Annotated in this window: 12 protein-coding genes; 8 read left to right on the top strand and 4 right to left on the bottom strand. The window is 74.6% G+C overall.

What is annotated here, in order from left to right; genetic code table 11:
• The first annotated feature begins 324 nt into the window (after nucleotides 1-324).
• The 7 genes from EMA09_RS19645 (at nucleotide 325) to galE (ending at nucleotide 10,108) form a co-directional block, all read left to right on the top strand.
• Entirely contained in the window at nucleotides 325-2,925 is a 2,601-nt protein-coding gene (locus tag EMA09_RS19645; protein ID WP_129844142.1) for an FtsK/SpoIIIE domain-containing protein, read from the top strand.
• 203 nt (nucleotides 2,926-3,128) lie between these two features.
• Complete coding sequence (locus EMA09_RS19640) at nucleotides 3,129-4,490, top strand: ABC transporter substrate-binding protein (RefSeq protein WP_129842315.1); 1,362 nt, start codon at nucleotides 3,129-3,131, stop codon at nucleotides 4,488-4,490.
• A 53-nt stretch (nucleotides 4,491-4,543) separates the two neighbouring features.
• Complete coding sequence (locus tag EMA09_RS19635; protein WP_129842314.1) at nucleotides 4,544-5,842, top strand: ABC transporter permease subunit; 1,299 nt, start codon at nucleotides 4,544-4,546, stop codon at nucleotides 5,840-5,842.
• A 92-nt stretch (nucleotides 5,843-5,934) separates the two neighbouring features.
• Nucleotides 5,935-6,765, top strand: a complete 831-nt coding sequence (locus EMA09_RS19630; protein WP_240796698.1) for a carbohydrate ABC transporter permease — start codon at nucleotides 5,935-5,937, stop codon at nucleotides 6,763-6,765.
• 192 nt (nucleotides 6,766-6,957) lie between these two features.
• The gene (locus tag EMA09_RS29060; protein ID WP_240796473.1) at nucleotides 6,958-7,548 is read left to right on the top strand and encodes a glycosyltransferase family 2 protein; all 591 of its coding nucleotides are present in this window, start codon (nucleotides 6,958-6,960) and stop codon (nucleotides 7,546-7,548) included.
• A 20-nt stretch (nucleotides 7,549-7,568) separates the two neighbouring features.
• On the top strand, nucleotides 7,569-9,146 hold the full coding sequence (locus tag EMA09_RS19625) for a CDP-glycerol glycerophosphotransferase family protein (protein WP_240796472.1): 1,578 nt from the start codon (nucleotides 7,569-7,571) through the stop codon (nucleotides 9,144-9,146).
• Nucleotides 9,134-10,108: a UDP-glucose 4-epimerase GalE gene (galE, locus tag EMA09_RS19620; protein WP_129842313.1), complete on the top strand. Its 975-nt coding sequence runs from the start codon at nucleotides 9,134-9,136 to the stop codon at nucleotides 10,106-10,108. The genes EMA09_RS19625 and galE overlap by 13 nt, the downstream gene beginning before the upstream one ends.
• 10 nt (nucleotides 10,109-10,118) lie before the next feature.
• On the opposite strand, the gene EMA09_RS19615 is transcribed toward galE, so the two are convergent.
• Nucleotides 10,119-10,637, bottom strand: coding sequence for a CGNR zinc finger domain-containing protein (locus EMA09_RS19615; RefSeq protein ID WP_129842312.1), 519 nt, complete (start codon nucleotides 10,635-10,637; stop codon nucleotides 10,119-10,121).
• Nucleotides 10,638-10,663: 26 nt separating this feature from the next.
• On the opposite strand from EMA09_RS19615, the gene EMA09_RS19610 reads away from it, so the two are divergent.
• On the top strand, nucleotides 10,664-11,689 hold the full coding sequence (locus EMA09_RS19610) for an EamA family transporter (protein WP_129842311.1): 1,026 nt from the start codon (nucleotides 10,664-10,666) through the stop codon (nucleotides 11,687-11,689).
• A 15-nt stretch (nucleotides 11,690-11,704) separates the two neighbouring features.
• Here EMA09_RS19610 and EMA09_RS19605 read toward each other — a convergent pair whose 3' ends face one another.
• The 3 genes from EMA09_RS19605 to EMA09_RS19595 all read right to left on the bottom strand — a co-directional run bounded on the left by EMA09_RS19605 (nucleotide 11,705) and on the right by EMA09_RS19595 (nucleotide 18,741).
• Nucleotides 11,705-12,892, bottom strand: coding sequence for a hypothetical protein (locus EMA09_RS19605; RefSeq protein WP_240796471.1), 1,188 nt, complete (start codon nucleotides 12,890-12,892; stop codon nucleotides 11,705-11,707).
• 10 nt (nucleotides 12,893-12,902) lie between these two features.
• On the bottom strand, nucleotides 12,903-13,727 hold the full coding sequence (locus EMA09_RS19600) for a polyprenol monophosphomannose synthase (protein WP_129842310.1): 825 nt from the start codon (nucleotides 13,725-13,727) through the stop codon (nucleotides 12,903-12,905).
• Between the two features lie 70 nt (nucleotides 13,728-13,797).
• Nucleotides 13,798-18,741, bottom strand: coding sequence for an NAD-glutamate dehydrogenase (locus EMA09_RS19595; RefSeq protein ID WP_129842309.1), 4,944 nt, complete (start codon nucleotides 18,739-18,741; stop codon nucleotides 13,798-13,800).
• Nucleotides 18,742-18,752: the final 11 nt, after the last annotated feature.

Here is an 18,752-nt window from a genome sequence, read left to right as displayed (position 1 = left end):
CGGACGGATACGGGCGGGAAGGCGTTGTTCCGGGGGACGGCGGACGCGCCGGGCCCCGTACGATCACTGCGCCGTCAGCCGGGGCCGGGTGCGGGGAACCGGCCCGGGACGGGCGGCGACGACCGGTTCGCCGGGTGGGCCGGCGCGCCCCACCGATCGATTCTGGTCAGATATCTCCAATCAAGATCATTAACTGTCGGCGGCACACCCTGTTGTCGGTGGTGGGTGCGAGGATGCTTTCAGCATCAGCATCCGATGCGACCGGTGCCGCGGCGGTTGTCAGGAGAGCCGGGGCCGGCGGAGTGACCGGGAGGGTCGATGCCGATTCGGATCAGGTTGACCGTCTTCACGGCCGGCGGCGCGCCGGGGACGGCCGCCGGCGTGGACGTGTCGGTCGGCGCCCCCGCCGGCACCCCGCTCGACGCCGTGCTCGGCGCCCTGGCCGCGGCGGTGGCCCCGGGTTCCGCCGTGCCGGGCGCCGTCTTCTGCGAGGACCGGCGCATCGACCCCCGCCGCGCCCTGCTCGGCGAGCCGCCGCTGGTGGACGGAGCCGTGCTCGCGTTCCACCGCCCGCTGGAGGAGACCGCGCCCGGACCCGTCCCCGCGACGCTGCACGTGGTCGCCGGGCCGGACGCGGGCGGTGTGCACCTCCTGCGCGGCGGCGAGGCCAGGATCGGCAGGTCCGCCAGGGCCGACGTCCCCCTCGACGACCCGGACGTGTCCCGCGCCCACTGCGCGCTCACGGTCGGCCCCGACGGCTCGGTCACCGTGACGGACACCGGCTCGACCAACGGCACCCTCCTCGACGGCAGGCCGGTCACCGGCGGCCCCGTGCCCGTGCCGCACGGGGGCGTGCTGCGGCTCGGCGAGTCGGCGCTGCGCGTCCTGGTCCCGGCGGGTCCGGCGTCCGGTGCCGCCCCGGCGCCCGGCGCCGGCGCCGGGCCGGCGGACGCCCCCGACGAGCCCGGGACCCGCAGGACCGGGCGGCGCGGCCTCGCGGGCTGGGCGCGCGGCCGGCCGGCCGCCGCCGAGACGGCGGTGCGCGAGATCCCGCGCTTCGACGGCGCGGCGCACGACACGGCGGCAGCGGCGGACGAGGCCCGCTGTCCCGACGCGGCGGCCGTCCTGCTGACCGCCCTGGACCGGGGGCCCGCCCTGTGGTCGCGCGGCCCGGCCCACCCGGACACCCTGCGGGTGCGCCTCGGCACGTTCCACCGGCCGTCGCGCGCGCTGCCGCCGTCCGCCGTCGCCCTGACCGAGGCCGGCTCGCTCGGCATCGCGGGGCCGCGCGAGCGGACCCTCGGAGTGGCGCGGTCGGTCCTCGCGCAGCTCGCCGCGCTGCACCCGCCGAGCACGCTCGAACTGGTCGTCATCGCGCCCGGGCACGAGGACGACTGGTCGTGGCTCGGCTGGCTGCCGCACGTGCGGCCCACCCGGGGCCAGGACTGCGAGCTGCTCCTCGCCTTCGACGCCGAGCAGGCTGCCGCCCGCCTGCAGGAGCTGACCTCCCCCACCGGGCCGCCGGAGCCGGCCGGGGGCCGGCGCACCGTCGTCCTCGCCGACGGCGACCCGGGCGGGGCGGGCGCGCGCACCGCCCTCGCGCGGCTGGCCGCCGCCGGGCCGCAGCGCGGCGTCCACCTCATCACCCTCGCCGACGTGCCGCCGGCCACCGCGGACTCCCCGGCGGGCCGGGCGCTGGCCGCGGCCCGCGCCCTGTCCCCCGTCTTCGCCGCGTGCGGCGCCGCCGCCCTGCTGAGCGGCGTCGTCGCCACGTCGGTGCGGGTCACCGGGCCGGACGGCGCGGCCGGCCCGCCCGCCGGTGTGGACGCCGTGTCGGCGGCCTGGGCCGAGCGGTTCGCCCGCGCCCTCGCCCCGGTCACGGAGGAGAGCGCGGGCCGCGCGGTGCCCGTGCCGGCCGCGCCGGGCGGCACGGTGCCGGAGACCTGCCGCCTGCTGGACGTCCTGGAGCTGGCCCGCGTCACCCCCGGCACGCTCCGCGAGCGGTGGACGCAGCGTCCGTCGCTCACCGCCGTGCTCGGCGAGGGCGCCCGCGGTCCGGTGGGCGTCGATCTGGCCGCGCTGTCCGGGCCGCTCGCCATCGAGGGCGGCACGGGCGCCGGCCGCACGGAGCTGCTGGTCACCCTGGCCGCCTCGCTCGCCACGGCCAGGTCGCCGCGCGACCTGTCGCTGCTGCTGGTCGAGGGCACGGGCGAGGGCCTGCGGCCGGCCGCCGAGCTGCCGCACGTCGCGACCTGGCTCGGGGCCAACGACCCCCTGCGCATGCGGGCGTTCGCCCAGGCGCTGCGGGCCGAGCTGAAACGCCGCGCCGCGCTCCTCGGCGACGCCGACTTCACCGCGGCGCGCGGGCGCTCGGGGCGCGTGGTCGGTCCCCGGCCGGCCGGGGACGAGGCGCTGCCCGAGCCCGAGGGGCCGCCGATACTGGCGCGGGGCAGCGATCCGCTGCCGTGGCTCGTCGTCCTCGTCGACGACTTCGGCGAGCTGCTGGCGCCGGCGCTCGGCGCGCCGGGCCGCCAGGCGGCCGGCTCCGTGGTCAGGATCCTGGACGCGGTCGTGAAGGAGGGGCGCAGGCTCGGCGTCCGGCTGGTGACGGCGGGCGGTCCCGTGCCGCCCGGCGGCGGCATATCCGTGGCGCTGACCGGGCAGCCCGCCGGGCGCGGTGAGCTGCGCCGCGGCGGGGGCGGGGCCGGGGAGACGTTCCAGGCCGGCCGGGTGACGGGCCGCATCCCGCGCACGGCGACACTGCGGCCGACGGTCGCCCGGGTGGACTGGGCACGCGCCGGCGACGCGCCGCCCCGCCGGCCGGTCCGCGAACTGGGCAACGGGCCGACGGACATGGCCCTGCTCGCGAGCGCCGCGGCACGGGCCGCCGAGTCCGACCGCTCCACGGCCGCCACCCTCGTGTGAGCCGCCGTCCCCGCACCGTCCTGCGCCGACCTGCGCCGCACCGCCCCGCCTTGCGTAACAGCCCCATCACAAACGGAAGTTGGGCGAGCACGCGGTATTGCCCGGGGAAGGGGGCAGGCGTAGGACACATGATCAGGACGTGCGGCGCGGCAGGCCCTGCGACGGTTGGGCGTCGCCGCACCTGAAGGGGTGAGGCGGTGTTCATGCACGGTTCGGGCCGGACCTCCCGGCACAGGACCTTCCGTGCGGCGGCGGCGTTGGCCGCGGTGGCCGCCCTGACGCTGTCGGCCTGCGGCGGCGGGGACGAGACGGCGGACGGCGACTGGCCGGAAACGATCGAACTGCCCGACCTGAGCGGTGAGTCGCTCGAGGTCGCGGCGGTGTGGACGGGCGCCGAGCGGGACAACTTCCTGCGGGTGCTGGACGAGTTCGAGGCCAGGACGGGCGCCTCGGTCAGCTTCGTCCCGAGCGGGGACAACGTGTCGCAGTTCGTCGGCACCAAGATCGAGGGCGGTGCGCCGCCGGACATCGTGATGGTCCCGCAGCCGGGCGTCCTGCAGGAGTTCGCGGAGCAGGGCTGGATCGCGCCCGTCGGGGACCTCGTGCAGGAGCAGCTCGACGCCAACTACTCCCAGGGCTGGCAGGACATCGCCGCCCGTGACGGCGTGCAGTACGGCGTCTACGTGAAGGCGGCGAACAAGTCTCTCGTCTGGTACAGCGCCACGGCGTTCGACTACGCCGGGGTGTCCGCCCCACAGACGTGGGACGAGTTCGTGGACACGGCCTGGACGCTGTGGGAGTCGGGCACGACCCCCCTGTCGGTGGCCGGCGGTGACGGATGGACGCTGACCGACTGGTTCGAGAACATCTATCTCTCCCAGTCCGGCCCCGAGATGTACGACAAGCTGATCGCGCATGAGATCCCGTGGACCGATCCGAGCGTGACCGAGGCGCTGACCGCCCTGGCCGAGGTGTTCGGCGAGGACCGCCTGCTGGCGAGCGGGGCACTGCAGACGGACTTCCCCACCTCGGTGACGCGGACGTTCGCCGACCTGGAGACGCCCGAGGCCGCCATGGTCTTCGAGGCGGACTTCGTCGGTGCCGTCATCACGGACAGCACCGACGCGGTGATCGGTGAGGACGCGCGCGTCTTCCCCTTCCCGTCCGTCGACGGCGGCGACCCGCCGGTCGTCAGCGGCGGCGACGCGGCCGTGGCGGTGGCGCCGGACGGCGAGGCCAGCGAGGCCCAGGAGGCGCTGCTCGCGTTCCTCGCCTCGACGGACGCGGCGTGGATCTGGGCCCAGCCGGGCGGCTACATCTCGCCCAACCGGTCCCTCGACCTCGCGGCGTACCCCGACGACGTGCAGCGCGGCATCGCCGAGGCGCTGATCGCCGCGGGTGACGACTTCCGGTTCGACCTGTCGGACCAGACGCCCGCCGATTTCGGCGGCACCACGGGCCAGGGCATGTGGCAGGGCCTGCAGGACTTCCTGCGCGACCCGGGCGACATCGAGGGCGCCCAGCGCTACCTGGAGGAGCAGGCCGACGCCGCGTACGGCGGCTGACGGTCCCCCCACCCGACCCACTGATCTCATCGACGGACGGAGACTGACTTCCCATGGCATCCGGCAAGGCGGTGATCAGAGCCCGGCCCTGGGCCGTCGCGTGCTTCCTGCTGCCCGCGCTGCTGCTGCTCGGCGCACTGGTCGTCTATCCCATCGCGTACTCGGTCTGGCGGAGCCTGTTCGACGCGTCGGGCGACGGGTTCGTCGGCCTGGACAACTTCGCGACGCTCTTCACGGACGGCGCGATCCGCGACGCGCTGCGCAACAACCTCATCTGGCTCGTGGTGGCCCCCACCGCGGCGACCGGGCTCGGCCTGATCTTCGCGGTCCTGACGGAGCGCATCCGCTGGGCGACCGCGTTCAAGCTCGTCATCTTCATGCCGATGGCCATCTCGATGCTGGCGGCCGGCATCATCTTCCGGCTGGTGTACGAGCAGGACCCGGACCGCGGTCTGGCGAACGCCGTCATGACCACCGTGCACGACACGTTCACCGGTGACGCGTCCTGGCCGGACGCCGAGCCGCGGCCGGACGGCCCGCTCACGGCCCAGGAGGACGGCTCGTACCTGCTGGACGCGCCGGTCTCGGCGGGCGAGCCGGTCCTGCTGCCGCTCGTGGCGGTGCCGCAGCCGGAACTGGAGGGCGCGGAGCGGGCCGTCGCCGCGTCCGCCGACACCGAGGGGGTGACCGGCACCGTGTGGATGGACTTCACGCGCGGCGGCGGGGTCCCCGACACGGTGGACCCGGAGGAGAAGGCGCTGGCCGGCATCACCGTGGAGGCGGTGCGCGACGACGGCGAGGTCGTGGCGTCGGCGACCACCGGTGACGACGGCACGTTCTCGCTGCCGGCCGAGGCGGACGGCACGCGGCTTCGGCTGGCGGCCGACAGTTTCACCGCCCCCTACAACGGCGCGGACTGGCTCGGCCCGACGCTGGTGACACCGGCGATCATCGGCTCCTACGTGTGGATGTGGGCCGGGTTCGCGATGGTGCTCATAGCCGCCGGCCTGGCCGGCGTGCCCCGGGAGACGCTGGAGGCCGCCCGCGTGGACGGCGCCAACGAGTGGCAGGTCTTCCGCCGCATCACCGTCCCGCTGCTGGCGCCGCTGCTCGCGGTGGTGATGGTGACCCTGATGATCAACGTGCTGAAGATCTTCGACCTCGTGTACGTCATCCCGCCGAGTTCCAGCCAGGGCGACGCGAACGTCCTGGCGCTCCAGCTCTACCTGGAGTCCTTCGGCACCGGCGGCGACCAGGGTGTGGGCAGTGCCATCGCGGTGCTGCTGCTCATCCTCGTGGTGCCGGTGATGATCTTCAACCTGAGAAGGCTGCGACGGGAGAACCAGCGGTGACCGCGACGACCCTGACCGCTCAAGAGCCCGGACCCGAGTCCTCCGCACAGCCCGGGGCCTCGGGACCGCCGGCCCGCCCCCTCGTCTCCCGCCTGGCCTCGGCCGCGGCCGGCGGCGCCACGCGCGTCGTCCTGGTCGTCCTGGCCGCGATCTGGCTGCTGCCGACCCTCGGGCTGCTCGTCTCGTCCTTCCGCGACCCGCGCGACATCGCGTCCTCCGGCTGGTGGGACGTGCTGACGGACCCTGGGCAGCTCACCGGCGCGAACTACGACGCGCTGCTGGGCAACGGCACGTTCACCGACTCGGTGTGGACGACGGTCCTGATCACCGTGCCGTCCACCGCGCTGGTCATCGTGCTGGGCGCGCTGGCGGCGTACGCCTTCGCGTGGCTGGACTTCCCCGGCCGCGACTGGTGGTTCCTGCTCGTGGTGGCGCTGCTGGTGGTCCCGGTGCAGGTGGCGCTCATCCCGGTGGCGCGGCTGTTCAACACGCTGGGGATCTTCGAGACGACGTTCGGCGTGGTGCTGTTCCACTCCGCGTTCGGGCTGCCGTTCGCGATCTTCCTGCTGCGCAACTTCTTCGCCGAGATCCCGCGCGAGCTGCTGGAGGCGGCGAAGCTCGACGGCGCGGGCGAGCTGCGGCTGTTCACCCGGGTGGTGATGCCGCTCGCGGGTCCCGCGATCGCGGCGCTCGCCATCTTCCAGTTCATGTGGGTGTGGAACGACATGCTGGTGGCGCTGATCTTCGCCGACTCCGGGTCGCCGCCGATGACGGTGGCGCTGCAGCAGGAGATGCGGCAGTTCGGCAGCAACTTCGACGTGCTGGCGCCGGGCGCGTTCCTGACGATGGTGATCCCGCTGGCGATCTTCTTCGCCTTCCAGAAGCAGTTCGTCGCGGGCATGATGTCGGGCGCCGTGAAATAGCGGGCGGCACGCACACGCGGCCCGCCCGTCCCCGTCCGGTGCGACGGGGGCGGGCGGGCCGCGTGCTGCTCTGCTGCTCCGAACGGACGGATCGCGGGCGCGACACTTCCGGCTTCCCCGGCGGGACACCCCGGAAGAGAGATTGTCGGATGGTCCTTAATCATCCGATATGCCGCTCGTGGATGTGGTGCCGTGCCCCGTTTCAGCGTCATCGTGCCCGCCTACCAGGTGCAGGCGTATCTCCCCGCCTGCCTGACCTCCGTGCTCACCCAGGACGCCGGGGACCTCGAACTCATCGTCGTGGACGACGCGTCACCGGACGCGTGCGGCGACATCATCGCCGAGTTCGCCGCTGCCGACCCCCGGGTCACCGGCCTCCGCCTCGACCGCACCGCCGGTCCGGGACCGGCCCGCAACGCCGCGCTCGACCACGCCCGCGGCGAGTACGTCCTCTTCCTCGACGGCGACGACATCCTCACGCCGGGCGCCCTCGCCGCCATCGACGCCCGCCTCACCGCCACCGGCGACCCGCAGCTCCTCGTCCACGACCACGCGGTCCTCTCGTTCGACGGCACGCTCGGCCCCGGTCTGCCCCGCGACCTGCTCACCGCCCCGAGCGCGGCGCCGCGCGGGACGTCTGCTCCCTCACGACCCGGCCATCGCTGCTCCGCCTCCCGCCCACCGCGTGGGGCCGCGTCCTCCGGCGCGACTTCCTCACCGGCCTGGGACTGCGCTTCCCGCCCGGCCACCACCAGGACATTCCGTTCGCCTACCCCGCGCTGATCGCCGCCGGGACGGTGACCGTGCTCGACCGGGTCTGCCTGCACCACCGCGCCCGCAGACGCGGCGGCCGCACGACCGGCACGACCGAGGGGCACCTCGACCTCGTCGAGCAGTACGAACGCACCTTCGCCCGGCTGCCGTCGGCCAAGTGGCGCGCGGCCCTGTACCGCCGCATGGCCGAGCACCTCGCCGCCGTGTACCGCGCGCCGGCGACGCTGCCCGCGGCGCGGCGCGCGGAGTTCTTCCGGCGCGGCGCGGCCCTGTGCCGGCGGTACCGGGCGGCGGCGGGGGCCACCGCCCTCGGCGGGCGCCCGGAGGGGGCGCACATGCTCTTCCGGCTCGGCGCGCGGCGGGCGTTCCGGCTCGCGACGGCGTTCCAGCGCCTCGGCGGGCGGCTGCGCGCCCTCCTCCGGGGCGCGCGGCGGCACGTACGCGCCATCGCCCTGCGGGCGCACTACCGGTGGCACCTGCGCCGCCCGCTGGACCCCGGCCTCGCGGTCTTCACCACGGGCCGGGCCGGCCGGTACACCTGCCACCCGGCGGCCATCGAGGCGAAGGTCCGCGAACTGGCCGGCGGCGTCCGCACCGCCTGGGTCACCGGCCCGGGACAGGCCCTGCCGCCCGGCGTGCAGCGGCTGGTCCCCGGCACCGCTGCCTACTGGACGGCCCTCGCCCGCGCCCGTTACCTCATCAGCAACTGCGGTTTCCCCGACGTCCTCGCCGACCGCCCGGGACAGATCCGGCTGATGACCCACCGCGGCACCCCGGTCGCCCACCGCGGCCTGGACACACCGGTGCGCGACGTGCCCCGGCTCCTGCGGCAGATCGACTCCTGGGACTACGCCCTGTCCGGCAACCGCCACGCCACCCTCGCCTGGGAGGCCGCCTACCCGGCCGACTACGTGACGCTGGAGTACGGTTCGCCGCGCGCCGACGTGTTCCTCACGGCCGGCGCGGCCGATGTCCTGCGCGCCCGCGCGCGCCTCGGCGTACCCGACGGAGCGCTCACCGTCCTCTACGCGCCCGCCCCGCGCGCGTATGCCCACCGGCGGCGCGTCCCGCTCGACACCGCGGCGCTCGCCCGGGCGCTCGGGCCACGCTTCCACCTGCTGACGGCCGACGACGACGCAGTCACCGAGCAGTGCCTGGCGGCGGACGCCCTGGTCACGGACTACGCGCCCCTGCTGTTCGACTACGCGGCCCTGGACCGCCCGATCGTCCTGTACGCGGACGACTGGGACACCTACCGGACCGTGCACGGCGCGTACGTCGACCTGCCCGCCGTCGCGCCCGGACCCGTGACCCGCACCCCCGCCGAACTGGCGGCCGCCCTCACCGACCCCGCGCTGTGGACCGACCCGGCGCAGGCGGCGCGCCGCGCCGCGTTCCGCGGCCGCTTCTGCCCGTACGACGACGGACTCGCCGCCGAACGCGTCGTCCGCGCCGTCTTCCTCGGCGGGCGTGGCGTCCCGCCCGTCGTCCCCGACCACGCGCGCCGCCCCGCCCCCGGCGCGGTCGCGGTGGCCGGCCCGCGCCCGCCCGCCGCGCGGCGCGGCACCCCACGCGAGCACCAGGGAGTCACCGCATGTCCTTTCTGATCACCGGCGGCGCCGGGTACATCGGCGCCCACGTGGTGCGCGCCCTCGTCCTCGCGGGCGAACGGGCCGTGGTGTACGACGATCTGTCCGCCGGCGACGCGACCCGGCTGCCGGAGGGCGTCCCGTTCGTCCAGGGCTCGCTGCTCGACCGCGGGGTCCTGGACCGGGTGTTCGCCGACCACCGGGTGCACACCGTGATCCATCTCGCGGCGCGCACGGAGGTCGCCGAGTCCGTACGGCAGCCGCTGCGCTGTTTCCGCGAGAACCTCTACGGCCTGCAGATCCTGCTGGAGGCGGCGCGCGGCGCGCGGGTGGCCCGCTTCGTCCTGTCCTCGTCGGCGGCGGTGTACGGCTCCCCGTACACGGACCTCGTGTCGGAGGACACGCCGTGCGTCCCGCTGAGCCCGTTCGGCGAGACGAAGCTGGCCGGGGAGTGGCTGGTCCGGGACGTGGGCCGGGCGTACGGCATCGCGACCGCGAGCCTGCGGCACGTGAACGTCGCGGGCGCGGCCGCCCCCGAGCTGGCCGACCGCGGCACGGCCGGGCTGCTGCCCATGACGTTCGACAACCTGTGCGCGGGGCAGCCGCCGCAGATCTTCGGCGAGGACTACCCGACGCCGGACGGGACCTGCGTACGGGACTGGGTCCACGTCGAGGATCTGGCGGAGGCCCACCTCGCGGCGGTGCGCGCCCTCGCCGCGCGGCCGGAGCCCGCGCACCTGACCGTCAACATCGGGCGCGGCCGGGCCGTGTCGGTCCGCACGATGGTCGAGCGCGTCATCCGGCTCACCGGCCACACGCGTCTCGTGCCCGTCACCGCCCCCCGGCGGCCCGGTGATCCGGCCCATGTCGTCGTCAGCCCCGACCGCGCCGCCGACCTGCTGGGCTGGACCGCGCACCGCGGCCTGACCGACATGATCACCTCGTCGTGGAAGGGCTGGCTGCACCACGCGGCGGTGTGACCGGCCCGGTTCAGACGGCGGCGCGGGCGCTGCGGTGACGGGCCACGGCGTCGTTGTTCGCGCAGCGGACGGTGCAGTAGGAGCGCCGTCCGTTGCGCGAGGTGTCGACGTACGCCCTGCCGCAGCGCGCGCAGCGGCCGAGCCGGTGGGGGGCCGCGAAGCACACGACGGACGCGAGCCCGGCGGCGGTGGTCGCCCGGATGTGGGCGGCCGCGTCGGAGCCCGGCGCGCTGTAGTGCAGGTGGGGGGCCTGGCCGTCGTGGGTGGTGATGCGGGGGCTGCTCGACGCGTCGGCGAGCAGCCCGTTGATGGCGGCGCAGCGTTCATCGATGTCCTGGTCGCCGAAGCAGCGGGCGAGCCGGCGGCTCCAGGCGTGCAGGCCCGCGATCTGCTCGGTGGTGAGCCGGCGGCGGATGATCTCGTGCTCGGCCAGGATCGGTTCGAGCTGGTCGGGGGTGAGCGGCCAGGGCGCGTTGACGAGGGCGGCGGCGAGGCGGGCGGACTGACCGCCGTAATGGTTGAACTGCACAAGACCATGACACCACGCTGGACGGCATGACTCCAGCGCTGCTCGTCCTCGGCCAGATCGTCAGCATCCAGCTCGGCTCCGCCGTCGCGAAGGGTGCCTACGACCAGGCGGGACCCATGACGCTCGCGGGAATGCGGCTGGCGTTCGCGGCGCTCGCGCTGTGGGTCGTGGCACGCCCCCGCCCGCGGCGGCTCACCCGGGAGCAGTGGCGGGCCGCGGCCGGCCTCGGCCTGACCATCGCGGTCATGAACGCCGCCTACTTCTCGGCCATCGAACGCCTCCCCCTCGGGGTGGCCGCCACCCTTGAACTCCTCGGCCCCCTCCTCCTCGCCGTCGCCCTCTCCCGGCGGCCCGCGCACCTGGCGGCGGCCCTGCTGGCCATCGGCGGCGTCCTGCTGCTGGCCGCCCCCGGCGGATCGCTGCCGGCGGCCGGCGTGGCGTTCGCGGCGACGGCCGCGCTGTGCCGCGCGGTGTACGTGAGCCTGAACGGCCGGGTCGGCCGCCTCTTCGACGACTGGTCGGGCCTGGCCGTGGCCCTCGCCATCGGGGCCGTCCTCATGACACCCGTGGCAGCGGCGACCGGCGGACGGGCCGTCGTGGACCACCCGTCCCTCCTCGGCCCCGGGTGCGCGGTCGCGCTGCTCTCCTCCCTCATCCCCTACTCGCTGGACATGGCGGCGCTGCGCAGGATCGGCCCCCGCACCTTCGGCGTGCTCCTCTCCCTCGGCCCGGCGGTCGGCGCGGGCGTGGGCCTGGTGTTCCTGGACGAGGAGCTGTCCGCGCGGCAGATGTGCGCCGTCGCGCTGGTGGTCGCGGCCGCCGCGTGGTCGGTCGCCCAGGGACGGCCGGCACCGGCACGCGGCCCGGTGGCGTCCTCCCTGCCCGTCCGCCCCACGGAGCGCTGCCCGGTCTGCATGCGCCCGGGCGGCGGCGAGTGGACGCTGCGCTCACGCCACAGGACCTCGGAGGGCGAGACCGAGTACTGCGCCACGCCCGGCGGCTGCCTCGTGGTCATGCTCGACGGCCGGATCGTGAAGCACGTGTCCCGCTGACCGCGCGCCGGGCCGTCAGGGCGGTCCCGAGCCCAGCAGCGTGAACGCCCCGTACGCCCCCGACGCGAGCGCCGCCGCAGCCAGCACCGCCGCGCACCGGCCCCGGCGCAGCCGCACCAGCGCCACGGCCGCCGGCAGCAGCAGGCCGAACGCCGGCATCATCAGCCGGGGCCGCGAACCGAAGTAGCCGGACCCGACGAGCGACGTCACGACCATCACGGCCGTGAACACCAGCAGCGGCAGCGGCTGCCCCTGCCGCACCCCCAGCACGACCAGCCAGCCGACCAGCGCGAGCGCCGCGATCAGGCCGAGACCGCCCACGACGGTGGACGTCAGGTTGTCCACCACGAAGGCGAGCAGCGCGAGGCCGCCGTCGAAGCCGTTCCCCCACCCCGCCTGCACGTCGAAGTACCCGAGCACACTGCCCTGCCGGACCCCGACGTAGGCCACGTAGCCGAACCAGCCGAGCGGCGCCAGGGCCACCCCCAGCAGCACGCGCCCCCACGGCCGGCCCCCGGGCGCCCCGGCCGCCTCCCCGCGGCGCGCCATGACGTACGCGACCACCGCGGGAATCCACACCGCCGCCACCACGGCGGCACCCGACGGCCGCGCCAGCCCGGCGACGGCCGCGAGCAACCCCGCCGTCACCCAGCGGCCGGTCAGCACCGCGTACAGCGCCCAGGCCGCGAGCGCCGTGAACAGGGCCTCCGTGTACCCCATCGACTGCACGAACGCCGTCGGGTACGCCGCCCACAGCGCCACCAGCACGACGCCGACGGCGCTGCGCCCGGAGACCAGCCGGCCCACGGCCCAGATGCCCCAGGCGGCGGCGAGTGACGCGGTCCAGCCGACCAGCAGCCCGGCGTCCCCCGCGCTCAGCGGCGAGACGGCGGCCACAGCCCGCTCAAGGGCCGGCAGCAGGGGGAAGAACGCCAGATCGGAGTGCACGTCGCCGTCCGGCAGACGGATCTCGTACCCGTAGCCGTTCTCGGCGATCCGGGTGTACCACACCGAGTCCCAGCGGGCGCTGAGCAGCGTGTGCGGGCTCCTGCCCTCGGCCGCGGCCCAGCCGGCGAGCACCAGCAGGCCGACGGCGCGGACGGCGGCGTAGACGAGGAGCGCGGGCGCGGCGGCCCGCGGCGTGGGACGGAACCGGGCCGCCGCAGCGACCTCGGTGTCCCGTATACCGGTGAGAAGTGCCATGGGCGGGACGTCACCGGTTCCGGGTGGCGGGCGGGCGGGGCGGCGCCGCGCCGGGCTCCGCCACCGGGTCACCGCCGGGCCGCGCGGCGGCCGGGCGGGCCAGCAGCAGCCGCCAGGGCAGCCACGCCGCTTCGAACTGCACCCGCGCCGACATCTTCGACGCGCCCTGCCGCCGCTCCTCGAACCGGATCGGGATCTCCACGGCCGCGTGCCCGGCCCGGACGGCGGCGTACTTCAGCTCCACCTGGAAGCTGTAGCCGTTGCTCCGCATCCCTTCGAGGCCGAGCGCCCGGACGACGTCGGCGCGCCACAGGACGAACCCGGCGGTCGCGTCGCGCAGCCCGGTGCGCAGGACCGCGCCGACGTAACGGTTCGCCCAGCGGGACAGCAGCCGCCGGTGCGGCGCCCACTCCTCGGCGAGGCGGCCGCCCGGGACGTACCTGCTGCCCACGACGAAGCCCGCGTCCGTCGCCAGGGCGGTGCCGACGAGCCGGGGGACGTACTCCGTGCCGTGGCTGCCGTCCGCGTCCATCTGGAGGACGTACGCGGCGCCCTCGTCGACCGCGTGGAGCATGCCCGCCACATAGGCGCGGCCGAGGCCCTCCTTCGCCGTGCGGTGCAGCACGGACACACGGCCCGGGTGGGCGGCGGCCAGCTCGTCGGCCAGCTTGCCCGTGCCGTCGGGGCTGTCGTCGTCCACGACGAGCAGCCGCAGCCCCGGCAGCGGCAGGGCGAGCAGGCGCTCCGCCGTCCCGGGGAGGCTGTCCGCCTCGTTGTACGTCGGCATGACGACCGTGACCACGGGGTCCGACCCGGCCGAGCAGGCTCCCGCCATGGCAGCGCTCCCGTCACGGATGAGGCGATGATTCGACCGTCATCCTAGGTGCTGCCATGGCGGGCGCTCATCAGCGGTTGCTGCGCAGCATGGTCCGCATGGTGCGCATGGCCACCGAGAGGTTCGCGAGGTCGAACGACTCGGACGCCAGGATCTCCGCCAGGGTCGAGCGCGCGCGGCTGAGGATCGCCGCGTTGCGTCGCGACCAGGACGCGAACCGCTCGTCCGGCGCGGCCTGCTCGTCGCCCTCGGCCAGCACATCGGCCGTGATGAGCTGGTGGGCGGCGTAGAGGTCCTCGCGGATCGAGGTGCGCGCCATCGACTGCCACCGGTCCGCCCTAGGCAGCGCGCTGACGCCGTCCTGGAGCCGGGCGATGCCGAGCTGGTCGCTCAGGTGGTAGTACACCTGGGCGACGTCCATCAGCTCGCGCCCGGTCCGGTCCGCGACCGCCACGATGTCGAGCGCGGGGAACGCGGCCGAGAACCCGGCCACGCGCGCCGCCAGCTCCTCCGGCACACCCGCGGCGGCCAGCTCGTCGTGGTGGGTCGTGTACGTCTGGAGGTCCTTGCCGCGCAGGAGCTTCGGCAGTTCCAGCCAGACCTCGGAGACCCGCTCGGCGAAGAGCTGGATCGTGTCGGCGAGCGCCAGCGGCTGGGGGCGGTTGTTCAGCAGCCAGCGGGCGCCGCGCTCCACGAGCCGGCGGGCGTGCAGCCGGATGCGGGTGAGCGTCTCGGCGGGCACCTCGTTGTCGAGGCGCTCGGCCGTGTCCCAGATCTCACCGAGCCGGAAGATCGCGCGGGAGGCGGTGTGCGCCCGCACGATCTCCTCGGTCGAGGCGCCCGACTCCTCCTGCATGCGGTGCAGGAACGAGGAGCCGCCCACGTTCACCGTGTCGTTGACCAGCAGCGTCGTGACGATCTCACGGCGCAGTGCGTGCGTCTCGATCTGCTGCGGGAACCGCTCGCGCAGCGCGGACGGGAAGTACGCCTGGAGCAGGCGGCTCACGTACGGGTCGTCGGGCAGTTCGGTGCCGAGCAGCTCGGAGGTGATCGTCAGCTTGGCGTAGGCCAGCAGGACGGACTGCTCCGGCTGGGTCAGCCCGCGCCCGGCGGCCCGGCGCTCGCGGAACTCGTCGTCGGGGGGCAGGAACTCCAGCTCGCGGTCGAGCTTGCCCTCCTCCGTCAGGCGGCGGACGAGCCGCTGGTGGGCCAGGACGAGGCCGGACGCGGTGGTGGCGCCGTTGGCGAGGGCGACGTTCTGCGCGTAGTTGTTGCGCAGGACGAGGGCCGCCACCTCGTCCGTCATCTCGGCGAGCAGGGCGTTGCGCTGCTTCACCGTCAGGTCCCCGCTCGCCACGACCGCGTTGAGGAGGATCTTGATGTTGACCTCGTGGTCCGAGGTGTCGACACCGGCGCTGTTGTCGATGGCGTCGGTGTTGCACCGGCCGCCGGCGGTGGCGTACTCGATCCGGCCGCGCTGGGTCAGGCCCAGGTTGCCGCCCTCACCGATGACCTTCGCGCGGATGTCGCGGCCGTTGACGCGGATGGCGTCGTTGGCCTTGTCGCCGACGTCGGCGTGGGTCTCGGCGGAGGACTTCACATAGGTGCCGATGCCGCCGTTCCACAGCAGGTCGACGGGCGCGCGCAGGATCGCCTGCATCAGCTCGGCGGGAGTGAGCGCGGTGACCGAGCTGCCGAGCCCGAGGGCCTCGCGGACCTGGGGGGTCAGCGGGATCGACTTGGCGGCGCGGGAGTGCACGCCGCCGCCCTTCGAGATCAGGGAGGTGTCGTAGTCCGCCCACGAGGAGCGCGGCAGCTCGAACAGGCGCCGCCGCTCCGCGTAGGAGACGGCCGGGTCCGGGTCCGGGTCGAGGAAGATGTGCCGGTGGTCGAACGCGGCGACCAGCCGGATGTGCTCCGAGAGCAGCATGCCGTTGCCGAACACGTCACCCGACATGTCGCCGATGCCGGCGGCCGTGAAGTCCTCGGTCTGCGTGTTGTGCCCGAGCTCGCGGAAGTGCCGCTTCACGGACTCCCAGGCGCCGCGCGCCGTGATGCCCATGCCCTTGTGGTCGTATCCGGCGGAACCGCCGGAGGCGAACGCGTCGCCCAGCCAGAAGCCGTACGCCTCGGCCACCTCGTTGGCGATGTCGGAGAAGGTGGCGGTGCCCTTGTCGGCCGCGACGACGAGGTAGGTGTCGTCGCCGTCGTGCCGCACCACGTCGGCGGGCGGGACGACCTTGCCGTCCACGAGGTTGTCCGTGATGTCGAGCAGGCCGGAGATGAACGTGCGGTAGCACGCGATGCCCTCGGCGAGCCACGCGTCGCGGTCGGCGGCCGGGTTCGGCAGGCGCTTGCCGACGAACCCGCCCTTGGCGCCGACGGGGACGATCACCGTGTTCTTGACCTCCTGGGCCTTCACGAGGCCCAGGATCTCGGTGCGGAAGTCCTCGCGCCGGTCCGACCAGCGCAGACCGCCGCGCGCGACCTTGCCGAAGCGCAGGTGGACGCCCTCGACCCGGGGCGAGTAGACCCAGATCTCGTACGCCGGGCGCGGCTCGGGCAGGTCGGGGATGCCCTTGGGGTCGAGCTTCACGGACAGGTAGTCGTGCGGGCGGCCCCCGTCACCCGAGGCGTCGCGTGTGCCCGTCCGCTGGAAGTAGTTGACGCGCAGGGTGGCCTTGATGACGTTGAGGAACGCGCGCAGGATGCGGTCCTCGTCGAGGTTGGAGACCTGTTCGAGGGCGCCGTCCAGCTCTTCGAGCAGGCCGTCGGTCAGCTCGCGGCCCGCGGTCTGGCGCTGCGGGGAGAGGCGTGCCTCGAAGAGGTTCACCAGGAGCCGGGTGGTGTGCGCGTTGTGCTGGAGGGTGGCCTCCATGGTCTTCTGCGTGAACCGGGCGCCGGCCTGCCAGAGGTACTTGGCGTAGGCGCGCAGCACCATGGCCTCGCGCCAGGTGAGACCGGCGGACAGGACCAGGGCGTTGAACCCGTCGTTCTCGGCCGAGCCGGTCCAGGTGGCGGCGAACGCCTCCTGGAACCGCTCGCGCGCGTCCCCGCCGAGCCCTTCGGCCAGCTCGGGCGGGAAGCGGAGCCCGAAGTCGTAGATCCAGGCGGTGGCGCCGTCCGTCAGGCGCAGTTCGTAGGGCCGCTCGTCGACGACCTCGGCGCCCAGGGCCTGCAGCACGGGCAGGACGGCGGAGAGCGACACCGGCTCACCGGTGCGGTAGATCTTGAACCGGCGCTCGCCGGGGGCGGCGTTCACCGGCTCGTAGAGGCTGACGGCGAAGTCCCGCCCGCCGTCGCGCGTGAGGCCGGTGACGTACTGGAGGTCGGCGACGGCCGCGCGCGGCGGGAAGTCCGCCTTGTAGCCCTCGGGGAAGGCGCGGGCGAAACGGCGGCCCAGCTCGGCGGCCCGCTCCTCGCCGCACTCGGCCAGCAGCGCCTCGCTGAACGCGTCGGCCCAGGACCGGGACGCCTCCGCGAGCCGCGCCTCGATCCGGTCCGAGTCGGCGTCGGTCAGCTCGGGCAGCTCGGTGCCGGGCTCGACGCGGATCACGAAGTGCAGCCGCGAGAGGACGGACTCCGTGTTCCACACGGTGAAGTCGACGTTCGTGCCGGACAGTTCCTCGGTGAGGATCTCCGTCAGGCGCAGGCGCACGGAGGTGGTGTAGCGGTCGCGCGGCAGGTAGACGAGCGCCGAGTAGTAGCGCCCGTACTCCTCGCGGCGCAGGAACAGCCGCAGCCGGCGCCGCTCCTGGAGGTGCAGCACGGCGGTGGCGATGTCGCGCAGCGTGTCCACGGGGGTCTGGAACAGCTCGTCGCGCGGGTAGGTCTCCAGGATCTGGAGCAGGTCCCGGCCGCTGTGGCTGTCCGGGCCGAAGCCGGCGGATGCGAGGACGGCCGCGACGTTCCGCCGGATGACGGGGATGCGCCGCACCGACTCGGTGTAGGCGGCGGCGGAGAAGAGCCCGAGGAAGCGCCGCTCGCCGATCACGCGGCCCTCGGCGTCGAACTTCTTGACGCCGACGTAGTCCAGGTAGGACCTGCGGTGCACGGTGGAACGGCTGTTGGCCTTGGTCAGGATCAGCAGGCGCGGCTCGCGGGCCTTGGCGCGGGCCGACGGCGAGAGCCGGCCGAACGCGGTGGAGCCGGCGGGCTCGCCCGAGTCGGAGGCGAGCAGGGGGTCGGAGCGCAGGATGCCGAGACCGGTGCCGGGGACGGCGCGCAGCGTGTCGCCGTCGCCGTCGGACCGCACGAGTTCGTACTCGCGGTAGCCGAGGAAGGTGAAGTGGTCGGCGGCGAGCCAGCGCAGCAGCTCCCTGGCCTCCTCGACGTCGCCCCCTGCCAGCTCGGCGGACAGGGGCTCGTCGGGCAGTTCCTCGGCGAGGGTGAGGGCGGTGCCCCGCATTTTCTGCCAGTCCTCGACGGCCTCCCGGACGTCGCTGAGGACGCGGCGCAGGTCGGCCTCCATGCGGACCAGGTCGTCGCGGTCGGTCTCCCGGTCCGTCTCGACGTGGATCCACGACTCCACGACGGCGTCGTCGGGACGCCCGTCCGCCGTGCCGTCCAGCACCTCGAGCAGGCGGCCGGTGATGTCACGGCGCACGACGACCTGCGGGTGGACGACGAGGTGGATGCCACGGCCCTGCCGGGACAGCTCGCTGGTGACCGAGTCGACCAGGAACGGCATGTCGTCGGTGATGACCTCGACGACCGTGTGCGGCGACGTCCAGCCCATCTCCTCGACGGTGGGCGTGTGCACCCGCACGTTCACGGTGCCCTGGGGGCGCTCGGCGGCGAGCCGGTAGTGCGACAGGGCGGCGCCGTAGAGATCCACGGGATCCCGGTCGGCGAGGTCCTCGGAGGCGATGTAGAGGTAGTAGCGCTGGAGGTACGAACGGAGTGCCTCGGGGTCGAGGCCGTGGCCGGGCGGTCCTCCGACCGCGCCGTGCTCGGCTACCCGTGCGGCTTGTGCCAGTCGTTGGGCTTTGGCTTCGTCCAGCTTGTTGTGCATGTCCCCTGGCT

This window comes from Streptomyces sp. RFCAC02 (genome assembly GCF_004193175.1).
GTDB lineage: Bacteria > Actinomycetota > Actinomycetes > Streptomycetales > Streptomycetaceae > Streptomyces.
This window is presented reverse-complemented; position numbering and strand designations above follow the sequence as displayed.

Coding starts and splice junctions, on each gene's coding strand:
- EMA09_RS19640 (WP_129842315.1), top strand. CDS start 3,129: ATGCACGGTTCGGGCCGGACCTCCCGGCACAGGACCTTCCGTGCGGCG.
- EMA09_RS19635 (WP_129842314.1), top strand. CDS start 4,544: ATGGCATCCGGCAAGGCGGTGATCAGAGCCCGGCCCTGGGCCGTCGCG.
- galE (WP_129842313.1), top strand. CDS start 9,134: ATGTCCTTTCTGATCACCGGCGGCGCCGGGTACATCGGCGCCCACGTG.
- EMA09_RS19610 (WP_129842311.1), top strand. CDS start 10,664: ATGACTCCAGCGCTGCTCGTCCTCGGCCAGATCGTCAGCATCCAGCTC.
- EMA09_RS19605 (WP_240796471.1), bottom strand. CDS start 12,892: ATGGCACTTCTCACCGGTATACGGGACACCGAGGTCGCTGCGGCGGCC.
- EMA09_RS19600 (WP_129842310.1), bottom strand. CDS start 13,727: ATGGCGGGAGCCTGCTCGGCCGGGTCGGACCCCGTGGTCACGGTCGTC.
- EMA09_RS19595 (WP_129842309.1), bottom strand. CDS start 18,741: ATGCACAACAAGCTGGACGAAGCCAAAGCCCAACGACTGGCACAAGCC.